This is a genomic window from Enterococcus sp. AZ071, assembly GCF_050499065.1.
Lineage (GTDB): Bacteria > Bacillota > Bacilli > Lactobacillales > Enterococcaceae > Enterococcus_A > Enterococcus_A ferrettii.
In genome coordinates, this window is record NZ_JBIPAS010000001.1 from 3527541 (window position 1) to 3541575 (window position 14035).

The following is a 14035-nucleotide window of genomic DNA, read 5'->3' on the forward strand; positions in this document are numbered from 1 at the left end:
GAGCGTTTAAAAAAAGACCAGGAGTGATTAGAAATGAAAAGATTACTGATCTTTAGTGCCATCGCTGGTATGATTCTTGCCGGCTGTGCCACAAATGAAACGACTGACACGAGCAACAATGACAGAACGACTGACACCTCCAGTTCTAGCGCTAATCAATCGGCAAGTGCTGATCCAGAAGTTATTGCGGACAATTTGGAGGTTCCTTGGGCGATTGAAAAGAGCAATGACACGATTTACTTAACACAACGAGGCGGTTCAATTATACGAATTGAAAATGGTGAAACAAGAGAGCAGCCAGTAAATTTTGACGAAACAGTTTCTTCTGCTTCGGAGGCAGGATTTTTAGGATTTGTTCTAAGACCCGATCTTACCACCTCCAATGAAGCATTTGGTTATTACACCTATGAGAAGGGCAGCGATCGGATGAACCGGATTGTGAAGCTGCACTTAGATGGAAATCAATGGGAGGAAACAGAAGTGCTGCTAGATGAGATTCCTAGTGGGGCGAATCATCACGGCGGTCGAATGAAGATTGGGCCAGATGATAAGCTCTATGTAACGACGGGGGATGCTTCAGTTCCCGACAATGCTCAGGACTTGGATTCATTAGCGGGAAAAATTCTACGGTTGAATCTCGACGGTTCAATCCCTAATGATAATCCTTCTGCCGACTCTTATGTTTACAGCTATGGACACCGCAATGCCCAAGGGCTTGCTTGGTCTGATGACAGTACGATGTATGCCAGCGAGCATGGTGCCAGTGCCAACGATGAAATTAATGTAGTCGAGGCTGGAAAAAATTATGGCTGGCCAGTCATTGAAGGCAACGAAACCCGTGATGGAATGGAAGCCCCACTGTTTACCTCAGGCAGCAACCAGACGTGGGCTCCCTCAGGTATGGACTATCATGATCAGAAGCTTTATGTAGCTGCTTTGCGAGGTACCGCAGTTTTGGAATTCGATCTAGCAAATAATCATCAAAGGGAGCTGATTACGGATTATGGTCGGATTCGGGATGTCTATAGTGATGGGGATGATCTGTATTTCATTACCAACAATCGTGATGGCCGAGGCAGCCCTTCTGATAATGATGATCAGCTGCTTAAGGTTAGTTTAGAAAATTAATTGAGTGAATGAGCACAGGTAGACTGAAGAGTTAAGTCTATCTGTGCTTTTTTACGTAAAACAAGTAATCAGGAACTAAAGTACCGAACTAAGGCCAGTGTTGGGTATCAGTACTCTACTAATGACTTTCTCTAGAATAAGGATTTTTTTCATTTGTTAGCCCTACAAGATAATCGATACTTGTTCCATAATATACGGCCAATTTGTAGATAAGATGGAGTGGAATCTCTCGTTGTCCACGTTCATATTTTGAGTAAAGCGATTGGTCACATTGCAAATAAGCAGCAACCTCTTGCTGGGTCAAATCTCGATCTTCTCTGACATCTTTGATTTTTAAATTCATGTAATCACCTAATGTAAGTTTACATTAGGACAATACGACCTACTGTATTTTAGGACTATTTGTCCTAGAATAGTGTAATAGAACTAGACTAAGTTGAGTATTTTGGTATGCTTCTTTTGAGTAAATTAGAAGAAAGGGATGAAATAGAATGCTTATGTACGATTATAAGTAATTATTGAGAGTATAAAGAAATAAAATCATGAGGAAAAGTAAATTTAATTAGAGGGTGGTGGGAGAATAAAAAAATTGATGCAAAGATCATAACTTAATAGTAAACTTAAATAAGTTGAGTTTATTTTAATTTTAAAGGAAGGTAAATTCCAAAAATTAGTTTCTTAGACTAAATAAATCAAAGAAAAAAACGATAAAAATAAATAATCAATTTCTAATCAAAGTATAGTATACGGACGAAATTTCGTCAATATATTTCAAAAAAATAATTTTTTTGGATAATTCATCAATTTTTATTGTTCTTTAGTTACTAACTTTTGATTGGAAAAGAATAAAACAGTCTGTTTCAGGTGCTTTCTATGATTTTATTCGCCGTCAATTAAGCCGTCAAAACTATCACTAGATCAAAGGAGAAGTTTAAGTATGAGTCGTCGTGGAGAAAACATTTATAAACGTAAGGATGGTCGTTGGGAAGGCCGTTATATTAAAGGTCGTAAGGCCAATGGAAAAGTCCATTATGGCTATGTCTATCGTCGGACGTATAAGGAAACGAAAGAAAAACTTACTGAGATGAAATGGTTGTATAAACAGGTTCAGGTCATTCAAGGTCTGTATTCAGGTAGCGTTAAAGACTGGATGGTTCACTGCTTAGATCGACAAAAGAACACGGTGAAGCATTCAACCTTGGCTACTTACAAGTATAAATTAACTAAATATTTGCTGCCTTACTTGGGAGAGACGGAGTTGCGTGCCGTTACTCAAGGAGATATGCAGGAATGGATTCAGAAGTTGAGTGATACCACCTTATCCAGCACTACTATTCACACGATTTTTCAAACCGTTCAACGTTATTTTGAACAGGCAGTAACTGAAGCTGTCTTGGAATTAAATCCTTGTAAAGGAGTAGTTTTACCTAAAAAAGAAGTTAAAAAAATCCAACCTTTAACTATTCAAGAACAGAAACAATTGGAAGAAACGGCTGCCGCTGAAAAAAATGGCAAGATCGTCTTATTTGCCTTGCAAACTGGCCTGCGCATTGGGGAATTGGCGGGTCTTCGTTGGGAAGATATCGACTTTTCCAACAACCTAATCTCGGTTCGTCACACCTATCAACGGGTACTATCTGAAGGGAAGGGGACCGAACTGCAGTTGGGACGGCCGAAAACAAGAGCTTCTGAACGACTGCTGCCTTTATCAGAAGGAGTGAAGGCTTGGTTGTTATCTTGGAAGCCGGATCAAGCGAAGGAATTTGTTTTTCATGTGGGAGATCGTCCAATGGAACCTCGCCTAATTACTTATCATTTCCAACGAATTTGTGCGAAGGCTGGCGTGAAGGATTGCCATTTCCATCAATTGCGTCATACCTTTGCCACACGTTTGTTAGAAAATCGTGGAACTATCTCCGGGATTAGTGCCTTGTTAGGACACGCCTCCACTCAAATGACCTTGGATGTGTATACTGGAACCGACTTGACTGACCGACGGAAAATGGTGGACACCCTATCACTAGGATGGGTGAGCTAGGCTTCTCTCTTTTTTTCACTATGTTCATGACTTTATTTTATGGAGGGTTGCCAACTGCTTGAATCAGAAAAATTTAAAAAAAAGCCTTTCCGCTGGGAAGGCTTTTTTGTCTTTTTTATAACAACTGTCTTTTTATTGCTTGGTTCTATTCGCCGTCAATGAGCCGTCAATTATCCGCGTGAAACCTTGATACTAAACAGTTTTTCCTAGACTTATTTAATCTTGGAAAACAACCAATGGCTTTATTCAGCTATTATAATCGCTTTTTCAACCAAGGTCTAGTGATAGCTGTAAGTTGAAAAAGACATTTTCTAGCGGAAGAAAGAGAAAAAAAGGGGAAAAGGAGTTTTTATCATGAAGAGAAGCAAAAGAAAAATGGTGCAGTTGGCGATGACTGCGGCTTTATTAGCGTCAGTCGGGACGGGACTAGGCAGTCTAGCGTTGGGGAATGGTGTAGCTGCAGATGCGGCACAGAATATTAGCACAAATCCGGTAGCGGATAAGACCTCCGCGCGCTCTATTACGATTTGGAAATATCAGGTAAAGGATGCTTCAGAATTAGGTGAGCGTGGAGACGGGAAAGAAAACGATACAATCACCAAAGATCCATTGCCAGGAATTAAATTTAAAATTGAAAAAGTTTCGCCTATTGGAGATGCTTCATTAACGAATCCATTGGTTCAAGTGAAAGACACACATTACACAGTAGATTCAGAAATTGGCACCATCACAACAGGAACAGATGGCAGCGCTAAGCAAGCATTAGGAACAGGAACAGCTGCGGACGGCATTTACTTAGTCACTGAGCTGGCAGACGATCGCGGCGAATCTCCAAAGGTTGCCAAACCAGCCGATCCATTCTTTGTTTATGTGCCACAAACCGATCGGACTGATTTGAGCTCATTGATTTACGATGTAGAAGTTCAACCAAAGAACATCATGGAATCTTTGCTTGATCCACAAAAGACCGTAGAGGAAGGCGCAGGTTATTCGATTAAAGCCGGCCAAACCTTTACTTGGGAAGCAACCGCTAATTTACCAAGTGGTTTGTATACCGTAGCAAGTCAAAACATGGTGATTACCCCTGTTTATGATAAAGGCGGCAATAAAATTGCCGATATTAATGTATCAAAGGATGACGAAATCTATGCCGATTACTTCATTATTAACGATACGCTAGTTAAAGAAGTACTATTAGACAATGTCAAAACACAAGTGAAAACAGAATCTGGGGCTTGGACTGATCTAGTTTTAGGTACAGATTATAAGGTTTCTGTAAATGGTGCTGAAAAAGCAACGGCACCAATTACAGATGTGACTGATGCTGCCAAAGCAGTCAAAGTTGAATTAACTGAAGTCGGTATGAAGAAAGTTGCTTTAAACAAAGATGTTAAAATTCGCGTACTTTATACCACTCATACTGCTAATGATTATAATGGTACGATTTCCAACCACTTTGATGTTGCCTTCCTGACACCAGGTTTGGAACCAGTTAATCCAGGGAACCCAACTGATCCTGAATACTACACGGGTGGATTTGATATTGAGAAGACAGCTGAAGACAAAACTGCACCAAACAATAAATTAAAAGGTGCTGAATTCCAGATTGCGGAAACAGAAGCTGATGCCAACGCTGGGAAATTCATTGCCACTGACGGCAAATCGTATCTAGAAGCGGATCTGCCAAGTGGAGTCACTTTCTTAAAAGCCATATCTGATGACGACGGTTGGGCAGAATTTAATGGGTTAGCACTAAACTGGTACGAAGATAAAAACGGCAACGGGAAACAAGATATTACCGATGATCCTGCCACCAATGAACCAACCTTTGCCAAAGCAGACATCAAAAAAGACTACTGGGTAGTTGAAACCAAAGCTCCAGTAGGCTATGAATTATTGAAGCAAGCGAAAAAAGTCACTGTAGATTTAGAAACTGAAAAGGATGCTACGGTGGAATTAGATGTAGTAGATAAACCTAAAACCGACTTGCCATTCACCGGGGGCGAAGGAACTATGTTATTAGTAGCCATCGCATTAGGTGCAATCACGATCGGTACCGCGGCTATTGTCATTGACAAGAAACGACGTGCAGCGTAACCAAACAGGAAGGATGGGCAAGATAATGAAAAAAAAGAGACTTATCAGAATATCCATAGTCTTTCTTCCCATCATTTTTCTTTTAGGAGTAGCATTCATGCTTACTCCTAAAGGAGAGTTATTAAGGGCTTTTACATTTACAGATTCTACATTAGCTGAAATAGCTATCGATAGTCATATTATTGAAGGTCCTTACGAAACAGACGAGAGAACCATACAAATGGATTTAACCGCTAAGAAAGAAACAATTCTAGAAATTCCTTATGATGAGAACCTTTACAAAATAGAATTCCCAAATTTGAATATAAGCCAATGGTCCTATACTGAACAATTTGAAAACGAAATGCTTAAGCAAGAACTAATTTCCGGCAATATAGAATCGACTACTGAACTTTTAGAAAATGAAAAAAAATCTTTCCCCTCATTAATAAAAGCTGTCAATCCAGAGAGAGAGAACTCAGGTAACTTCTATTTAAGTGTATCAGAAGGAGATACTATTAAATTAAGTATTGTTCGCTTTTCAAATGAAGCAAAAGAAATAATTGTGCACGACATAGAAGACACTTCTCAAACTCAGATATTAGTTTCATATTTAGATGGAGAAATGCAATCTAGTGAAGATATTAATGAGAGTAGTGAAAATACATCTAATTCTTTTGTAGATACGGATCAATTAGAGGATAACGAAATAATAAGCAAAGAACCTTCTAGGCAACCCATCAAAAGTGATAGTGAACTTGAAGACTTCCAGATGAAAATGGGAAATCTTCAGCCGTTAGCAACTACAACGGATTATACGGAGTATATAGGGGCAAATCTATCAGAATATGACTTGAATGATAAAAATTCATGGATGACCCCTGAGTTTGATAATGTATTAGATTTTTCTGAAGTGACATTTCAAGGTTTTGGTAGACCCGGGACAGTTTTAAACACTCCTGCTAGAAAAGGAGTTCAGTTTAAAGATTTTGCTCCAGATAGTATTAACAATGATGAATTTGGAGTGTTCTTTGAAAATGTTAAATATAATAATAAGGATTTTATAGATATAAAAATGAAGTTTGACTACGTCCAAACAAATCCTTTACATCATACTTCTGTTGGGACATTGAGTTCAATTAATTGCGAACTAAGGTTTTATAATGATCAACCCTTTTTTATTGCGAATCTATCAAGAGGAGTTTCAGCGGCAAGATACGTAATAGAATTTTACAAACATAATACAAACATCCCTTATAGTGTAAAATTACCCTTAATTTATGGAGATGTTGATGGGCCTGAACAGTATTGGGTAGAAAATGGCACAAATATTGCGATGTATCCTACTATTTTTAAACAAAAAAGTAGTGATGAATTAATAATCGGAAAAAAGAACAGTGAAGAGACCATAGTTTTTGAACCAAAACAAAAAACTGATATATCAATTTTTGAACCGGCGGAACGCGTACCTTCAATGACCTTCAAGGGAAGTGCTACGTCAGCTGGATGGATGCAACGACCTAATATCCCAATCGTTAATCCTGGAGATAATGTATTAAATTGGAGTCAGGCAATAGGATTTCATTCAACAGTTCCTACTCAAGTTGTAAAGCCTAAGAAGTATGTGTCAGATTCGGATGAAAACTTAGTATTTAATAATGAATTATCTGATTTACATGAGATATTCACCTATTCATTGGAAGGGAAAATACCTCAAAATGCTTATCAGAAATATAATTTGAGTGAATGGGTTTTAGAAGATGAAATGCCAGACGGTTTATCTTTAGTAAATAGTGTTGGTAATATTAAAGCTTATGCAACCAGTAATAACAATCAAGACGTCACTAACTATTTTATGTATGACCTAGATGAAACAACGCGTAAATTGACAATTAAAGCAAAAGGTGAAACTTTGTCAAATCCGAGTTTTTATTCATTATTAAGAAATCTGCGTTTTGACGTTCCAGTAAAAATTACAGAGTTAAGTAAAATTAATAAAAATAGTCAAGGTAAGCTTGAAATCAAAAATAAAGTGAATCTTTCTGCTACGTATTTCAACGGACAAAAAGATTCAATTGATTCAAATGAAGTAGTAACTACTGTAAAAATTCCTAAGCAACTGACTATAAATAAGAGTGTAGATAAAGAATTAATTGAAACAGGAAATCAGATTGATCCTGCACAACCAGAAAATACATCACTGACTACTTTTAGTTATACACTTACAGGAAAAAATACAAGTTTTTCTTCAATAGAAAATATACGAATTTTAGATGTGTTACCCTTCAATTCTGATGCACGGAATAGTGATTTTTCTGGATCATATATGATTAAAAATGTAAGTTCATCAATGCAAAAAAGTGATATTTACTATTCAGTTAATTCAGTCTCCGAGTTTTCTGATCCAAATGATTTAGTTATTACACAGTCTACTGGTTGGTACAAGATGAGTGAGGATTCAAGTCAATTAGCAAATGCTAAAGCATTAGTAATACTTGCTCCAAAAATTGCTAAGAATGAACAAATAGAGATCAAAATAACAATGCAGCCTGAACAACAGAAGGCAGGAGAATGTTTTATTAACGATGCTTCTTTAAATTCAGAGCTTAATGATTATCAGAAGACAAAAGAAGTAAAGACTTTCGTAGTCGGCCGCGACCTCTCAGGTGTCGCTTGGTATGATGATAGTCTCGATGGCTTAATCGGAAACAAACCGGATCAGTCAGTACTAGAAGATTTTGCCAAAGATATTCCAGTAAAACTTTACCGCACCAGTCTGGAAAATCCTGACTATAAAAATCAGCTGGTCAAAGAAAGCTTAACTGGAGAAGAATTTATTGATTCTTCAGGAAACTCCAAAATTAAGACGAATGAAAATGGCGAGTACATCTTTAAGAATCTACCAGAAGGCGAATATGTTGCGGAGTTTATCATTGATGGAGAAATCCATCGAGTCACCAAACAATTAATTGGCGATGATGTCACTAAAAACTCAAAGGCTGATCCAAACGACAATAAGACGCCAAACTACACGCAGCCGAAGCTTAATGAACTTGCTTCTGTTTGGGGACAGGCTGATTCAATCAATCATGTAACTGACGTGAACGTCGGCTTGATTCGTCCTGGGACCATTAAGCTCTTTAAGTATGAAGCCGGTACAGCGATTGATGGAAACAAAGACGGCGAACTAAGCGATCCAGAAAAAGCGACGGGTACACCTTTGAAAGGTGCTGTCTTCGATCTGTATCAAGGGCACACTGGCACAGGTACTAAGCTGGGCACTGCCACTACAGATGAGGATGGGAAGCTTCAATTTGATGTAGGTTCAGGCTTAACCGAGAATCTATTCCCTGGCGAATATTCCTTAGTCGAAACCAAAGCCCCATCTGGTTTTGAACTCTTAAAGAAACCAATTAAAGTCACCATTACGCAAGGAAATCAAGTGATTCAATTGTACCAAGACAACGATGTCCAAACCGATCTGCCATTCACAGGTGGTGATAACCCAATGATCATGCTTCTGTTGGCAGCTGCCAGCTTGATGACCGTTGGTTTTATCGGTATGATGCTCTATTACCGTCAGCCGAAGCGAAGGAGGCACACGCGATGAAAAAGATGCGAACCATTTGCTTACTGCTTTCTTTGCTGCTGGGTATTGTTCTTCTGCCGCAATCAGTTGCGGCAGAAGAAACGGGGTTTAGCATTACGATCCAAAAGTACAAGTTGGCTGAAGGAGTGACTTTATCTGAAGATGTTCCTCAAGATGGGACGAAGGCAGAAAAGGTCACCGATGCTGAGGGAAATCAGCTAGATCCTTTATCCGGTATCACTTATGAAATTGTCCGGGTCTCCCCAATGGAAGGGACCAGCGAGTTTCGCCCGGTGGAAGGGGTAGATGCTTTTTCTGCCACTATCACAACAGACGATCAAGGGAGTGCTCGTGTGGGTAATCTGGTCGCGGGGACTTATCGTGTCAGTGAAAAAGCCACGGACACGTTGCGCCAAGTGATGGAGCCAGTTACTTTTGAGATGCCATTGCCGCAACGAACCGGTGATGCTTTATCCGACGTGTATCTCTATCCGAAGTCTAGTGTGCAGACTTTGCCGGGCACCTCAGGAACGAAGGAAAAAGATCCGGCCAACCCAACCGCCGCAGAAGCCACCGCTGCCAATAAACGGTTGCCGCAAACTAGCGGCACCCTAGGTACGATGCAGCCATTGTATCTGATATTAGCGTTGATTGTGGTAATGGGGGCGATTGGCGGCTACTTTATGCGAACCAAGAAGCATCATTTTTAGACAAGAGTGACTCGTCTGAGTTGCTCTTTCTTTTCAATAAGCGGGAACGAGAGGGGCAGAAGGGATGCTTCAGACCAAAAAACAAAAGAAAAACCATTCCTTTTTGATGATCTTTGCCATTGTCATGATTGTCATTGGTGTCATCATCCTATTGTATCCGATTGTTGGCAATTACTTAGCCAATCGGGAGCGCAGCGAGGCCACAGCCAAGTATGACCAAGTCTTAAAACGCATGAGCCAAGAAGAAATCAACCAACAGTGGCAGCTGGCAAAAGAGTATAATCGCTACATTTATCAAAAGCAACTCGGCGAGAATCCTGAACCGATGGCGTATAAGAATATTGCCGACGTGGGAGACACCATGGGGACTATCGATATTCCGGCAATTGATATCGAGAAGATGCCCTTTTATCATGGCACCTCTTATCAAACCTTGGATAAAGGCTTAGGTCATATTGAATCTACCTCGATTCCAGTCGGTGGGAAAAACACACGAGCGGTGATTACTGGACATAGCGGCGTGAAAAATCAGGTGCTTTTTACCGATATTCGCAACCTAACGGAAGGAGATATCTTCTATATTAATATCCTCGGTAAACGCTTGGCCTATGAGATTGATTCCTTTGAAGAAATTCTGCCCAGCGAAGCAGACAAGGTCAAGGTTCAACCAGGTAAGGATAAAGTGACATTGTTGACCTGTACACCACCTGGGATTAATACCTATCGGTTGCTAGTGACAGGACATCGCATTCCTTACAAACAAGCCACGAAGAAGAAAGTCAAAAAGCGCAACACCTTCAGCTATCAAAATATGGTGTTGGCTACATTAGCCTTCAATGTGCTGTTGTTCATTCTGCTAATGGCGATTTATCGATACCAATTGAAACGCCTGCGTTCCAAAGATGTAAAAGTTTATGTGAAAGCGGCGAAACGATTGCGGCAATTATTCTGGGTTACGCGTGCCTATTTCTTTCTCTTGTTCTTTGCGATGCTGACCACGATTGGCTTCGCCATTTATGGCTACACCCAGATGCAAGAAGAGACGGCAATGGCCGAGGTTCCGATTGGTGTTCAGTCCGAGCTGGCTGAGTACAACCTGGACAAGATCGGTCAAGCTAACTACGGAGAAAAACAAATCGCCAGTGTGAACATTGCCGATTATGCCAAGGCTAAAAATAGGTTGCAGGATACCACTAATCAATGGGGGATTGGCAAGCTGGTGATTCCTAAGGTTGATATCAATTTGCCGATTTTGGCAGGCTTAGCCAATCAGAATTTATTGACCGGGGCAGCTACCTATCAAGCCGACCAGCAATTAGGTAGAAGCAATTACGTGCTGCTGTCCCACAATATTTTCGACCAGGATCTGTTGTTACATAGGATTCAAAACTTAAAGGAAAAAGACACGATCTATGCCACGGATTTCAAAAGCATTTTTCATTACGAAGTCACGGTAAACAAAACCATTCAAGATACCGAAGTGTCGTATGTGGAAGAAGGTTCAGCCAACCAAACGCCAACGATCACGTTACTACGATGTGAAGGGGATATCGGAACCATTTATCGCCGAGTCGTCCAAGGCAAATTAGTCAAACAAGAACCATTGTCAGAAGCGAACGACCAACAGCTCAAAGAACTAGGAATAAAAAAAGACGGTACCATCAAAAATGGTGAGCTGCTGCAAGTTGACCCCGTACCGCAAGTGACTAAAACCAGTATGACTATCGCTGCTCGGATTATTTCAGATCCAATGCAGACGATTGTGCCTTTATTTTTATTGATGTTATTGCCGATTTTATTTTTCAGCTTGATTCGTTAGTAGGAGGAAATCCATGAAGAAACTCATTTTAGGTAGTGGACTATTGGTGTTGGGTATTATTACCGTGTTTAGTATTTCCACAAGCCGCAGCTTAAAGGCCAGCGATGAGCTGACTGAACGTACCAGCAGTCAAACCACTATAGAAACGACGATTCCTTCTGAGTCCATCAATGACCTGCCGCCAGAAGTGATAGAACCTGTGCCGGTAGAACCAGTTCAAGAAGTCACGGAGTCTGAAGTACCTGCAGAAACCGAAACAATTTCTTCTGAAACACAAGTCACGGAGGAGACTTCTGTCTCAGAAGAAAGCAGCACAAGTGAGAGTTCAGTGGAAGAAAGTTCGACGGAATCCAGTACGACCACTTCGTCTGAGAGTACGAGCGAGACAAGTACGACGAGCACGACTTCAAGTACAACAGAAACGAGTACGTCACAGAGCCAGACCGAAGAAAGTTCGTCGACCAGCAGTTCTAGTCAAGAAGCGATTGGCTCCTCAGAAAGTACAACGGAGTCTTCAACAGAACGACCAGTAGAAGAACAAATACCTGAACCTCAGGAGCCAACACCTGCTTCGCCACCAGCTACCAGTGAACCAGTGATTGCCAGCTTTCCCGCACAACCATCAGTTGTTGTGCCAGCTTCACCTTTGCCAACGATTGGCTCAAGTAATCCATTAAGCAATCGGGAAGTAGAGCTGGACGAAAGCTTGCGAGTGAGCCAAGTCGCGGAGTCAGATTTTAATGGGTACGAATTGCCGCTGCTTTCCTCCTTTAGCGATCCAAAGCATGGTGTTCTGATTTATGAAGGCTTAAAACAATTGGGAGAAAAGGAAGAAGATTATACGGTTCAAGAATTTGTCGAAGGGCTGTTCAGTCAGCTATTCAATGAAAATTTAGAAGAATCGTTACAAGCAATTGAAGAAAAAGACCTGCAACCAGGAGATCTTTTAATAGTAGAAAACCGCATCGTCGGTTTGTATCTGGGAGAAGATCATTACCTGACGGTTAAGGCGAAAGAGGTAGACATTTCAGAAGAAAACGAAGAAAAAGATACCAAACAAGAAGTAGCAATTGCACTCCTATCTGAACGTGAAGAAGAAACTAGATCTGGCAAACGACCAACGAATCGAACCAAAACAGCCTATGCCGAAGAGGTAGAACAATCTTATCCCGCTTCCTTTGCGATTGAGACCAACGATCAAACCCAACAGTTTATTGATCAGGTGGCAGTCGATGCGCAAAAACTAGGACTGAAATACGATGTGTTTGCCTCTGTCATGATTGCCCAAGCCATTTTAGAAAGTGGGTCAGGTACCAGCGGGTTATCGGTCGCCCCCAATTACAATCTGTTTGGGGTGAAGGGCAGCTATGGTGGTCACTCGGTTAGTTTGCCCACTCAAGAAGATCGGGGCAACGGAGAACTCTACACGATTTCGGCCGCCTTTCGCCGTTATCCAAGCTACGCAGAATCGTTAGGTGATTATGTCTCACTGATTCGCGAAGGAATTTCGGGAAATACCGCTTATTACCAAGAAGTTTGGCGGTCAGAGTCCAAGAACTATTTACGAGCAGCTCGAGCGCTAACTGGAAAGTATGCGACAGACACTTCCTATCACAAAAAAATCAGTTCAATCATTGCGGCGTATCATCTGACACTTTATGATGAGCCTTTGTCAGAAAGCGGCAGTACCAGTGCGGTTTTACAAGGTAAGGAGTCGATTCCAGCTGAATATCGTAAAAAGATGAAGTTGAAAGATTATGATGGGAAAAACTATAACGTATCCGGGTCGTATCCGGTCGGCCAATGTACCTGGTATGCCTTCAATCGAGTCGCTCAACTTGGTGGACAGGTGGATGATTTTATGGGCAATGGCGGTGAATGGGGAACCAAGGGACGAGCACTAGGGTATGAAGTAACTCAAACACCAAAGACTGGTTATCTAGTATCCTTTACACCGGGAACGGCAGGCTCTGATCCGCGTTACGGCCATGTGGCTTTTGTGGAGGCTGTGACGGATGAAGGAATCTTGATCTCCGAAGGAAACGTCGTTGGGGGAACCACCATTTCTTACCGTGTCATTTCTAATGATCTGGCGAAATCCAATCTGGTTTCCTACATCAAGCCGAAATGAGTACTCATCGAAAGCGGCAACTCTCGATTCACTGGTTAAAAGTGCTAGTTAAAAGTGTTCTCTTTATAGCTATGCTAGTCATCCTATTCAGTTGGGTGCACCATAACTACCTGATCCATCCCGTCGCAGGAACGTCGATGCAGGAATCCCTGCAGGATGGCGATCGGGTACTGCTAAACAAACGCTCATCAATTGTCCGCTATTCAGTCATTGGGTTTTCTGTTTCGGAAGAAGAAGGCATGTTTGTCAAACGAGTAATTGGTTTGCCAGGGGATTCGGTCTTGGTTCAAGGCAATCGGCTGATTCTCAGTATTGGCGACGAAGGCTTTACGACCACCTACACCTTTGACCTAGAACCTAAAACTGCTCGAGAACTGAAAAAGGAGGCCACGATTCCACCCCATCATTATTTTGTGATTGGCGATCATACTGCAGTATCAAAGGACAGTCGTTCCTTTGGGTGGGTCGATGCCGAGAAGGTGGAAGGCAAGGTTCAATACAGGGTCTATCCATTCTCAGAATTTGGCCCCATTAATTAAGGAAG

The 14035-nt window shown here is 41.1% G+C and carries 9 protein-coding genes; 8 read left to right on the plus strand and 1 reads right to left on the minus strand.

The window, feature by feature from the left end; translation table 11 throughout:
* Positions 1 to 33: 33 nt before the first annotated feature.
* Positions 34 to 1128 carry a PQQ-dependent sugar dehydrogenase gene (locus IGI49_RS17175; protein WP_429962672.1) on the plus strand — a complete coding sequence of 365 codons (1095 nt, stop codon included), beginning with the start codon at positions 34 to 36 and terminating at the stop codon, positions 1126 to 1128.
* 118 nt (positions 1129 to 1246) lie between these two features.
* Here IGI49_RS17175 and IGI49_RS17180 read toward each other — a convergent pair whose 3' ends face one another.
* Entirely contained in the window at positions 1247 to 1471 is a 225-nt protein-coding gene (locus tag IGI49_RS17180) for a helix-turn-helix domain-containing protein (protein ID WP_429962673.1), read from the minus strand.
* Between the two features lie 594 nt (positions 1472 to 2065).
* Between IGI49_RS17180 and IGI49_RS17185 the strand changes: the two genes are divergently transcribed.
* The 7 genes from IGI49_RS17185 (at position 2066) to lepB (ending at position 14030) form a co-directional block, all read left to right on the plus strand.
* The gene (locus tag IGI49_RS17185) at positions 2066 to 3166 is read left to right on the plus strand and encodes a tyrosine-type recombinase/integrase (RefSeq protein ID WP_429962674.1); all 1101 of its coding nucleotides are present in this window, start codon (positions 2066 to 2068) and stop codon (positions 3164 to 3166) included.
* Positions 3167 to 3520: 354 nt separating this feature from the next.
* Entirely contained in the window at positions 3521 to 5263 is a 1743-nt protein-coding gene (locus IGI49_RS17190; RefSeq protein ID WP_429962675.1) for a SpaH/EbpB family LPXTG-anchored major pilin, read from the plus strand.
* A 25-nt stretch (positions 5264 to 5288) separates the two neighbouring features.
* Positions 5289 to 8852, plus strand: coding sequence for a SpaA isopeptide-forming pilin-related protein (locus IGI49_RS17195; protein WP_429962676.1), 3564 nt, complete (start codon positions 5289 to 5291; stop codon positions 8850 to 8852).
* On the plus strand, positions 8849 to 9541 hold the full coding sequence (locus tag IGI49_RS17200; protein WP_429962677.1) for a pilin N-terminal domain-containing protein: 693 nt from the start codon (positions 8849 to 8851) through the stop codon (positions 9539 to 9541). The genes IGI49_RS17195 and IGI49_RS17200 overlap by 4 nt, the downstream gene beginning before the upstream one ends.
* A gap of 64 nt (positions 9542 to 9605) precedes the next feature.
* Positions 9606 to 11360, plus strand: coding sequence for a class C sortase (locus IGI49_RS17205; protein WP_429962678.1), 1755 nt, complete (start codon positions 9606 to 9608; stop codon positions 11358 to 11360).
* A gap of 13 nt (positions 11361 to 11373) precedes the next feature.
* Positions 11374 to 13491, plus strand: a complete 2118-nt coding sequence (locus IGI49_RS17210) for a glucosaminidase domain-containing protein (protein WP_429962679.1) — start codon at positions 11374 to 11376, stop codon at positions 13489 to 13491.
* A complete protein-coding gene (gene lepB, locus IGI49_RS17215; protein ID WP_429962680.1) occupies positions 13488 to 14030 on the plus strand; it encodes a signal peptidase I in 543 nt (180 codons plus the stop codon). The genes IGI49_RS17210 and lepB overlap by 4 nt, the downstream gene beginning before the upstream one ends.
* The last annotated feature ends 5 nt before the right edge of the window (positions 14031 to 14035 follow it).

Bases quoted from the DNA above. Each gene is read 5' to 3' on its own strand.
- IGI49_RS17175 (WP_429962672.1), top strand. From the start codon at position 34: ATGAAAAGATTACTGATCTTTAGTGCCATCGCTGGTATGATTCTTGCC.
- IGI49_RS17180 (WP_429962673.1), bottom strand. From the start codon at position 1,471: ATGAATTTAAAAATCAAAGATGTCAGAGAAGATCGAGATTTGACCCAG.
- IGI49_RS17185 (WP_429962674.1), top strand. From the start codon at position 2,066: ATGAGTCGTCGTGGAGAAAACATTTATAAACGTAAGGATGGTCGTTGG.
- IGI49_RS17190 (WP_429962675.1), top strand. From the start codon at position 3,521: ATGAAGAGAAGCAAAAGAAAAATGGTGCAGTTGGCGATGACTGCGGCT.
- IGI49_RS17195 (WP_429962676.1), top strand. From the start codon at position 5,289: ATGAAAAAAAAGAGACTTATCAGAATATCCATAGTCTTTCTTCCCATC.
- IGI49_RS17200 (WP_429962677.1), top strand. From the start codon at position 8,849: ATGAAAAAGATGCGAACCATTTGCTTACTGCTTTCTTTGCTGCTGGGT.
- IGI49_RS17205 (WP_429962678.1), top strand. From the start codon at position 9,606: ATGCTTCAGACCAAAAAACAAAAGAAAAACCATTCCTTTTTGATGATC.
- IGI49_RS17210 (WP_429962679.1), top strand. From the start codon at position 11,374: ATGAAGAAACTCATTTTAGGTAGTGGACTATTGGTGTTGGGTATTATT.
- lepB (WP_429962680.1), top strand. From the start codon at position 13,488: ATGAGTACTCATCGAAAGCGGCAACTCTCGATTCACTGGTTAAAAGTG.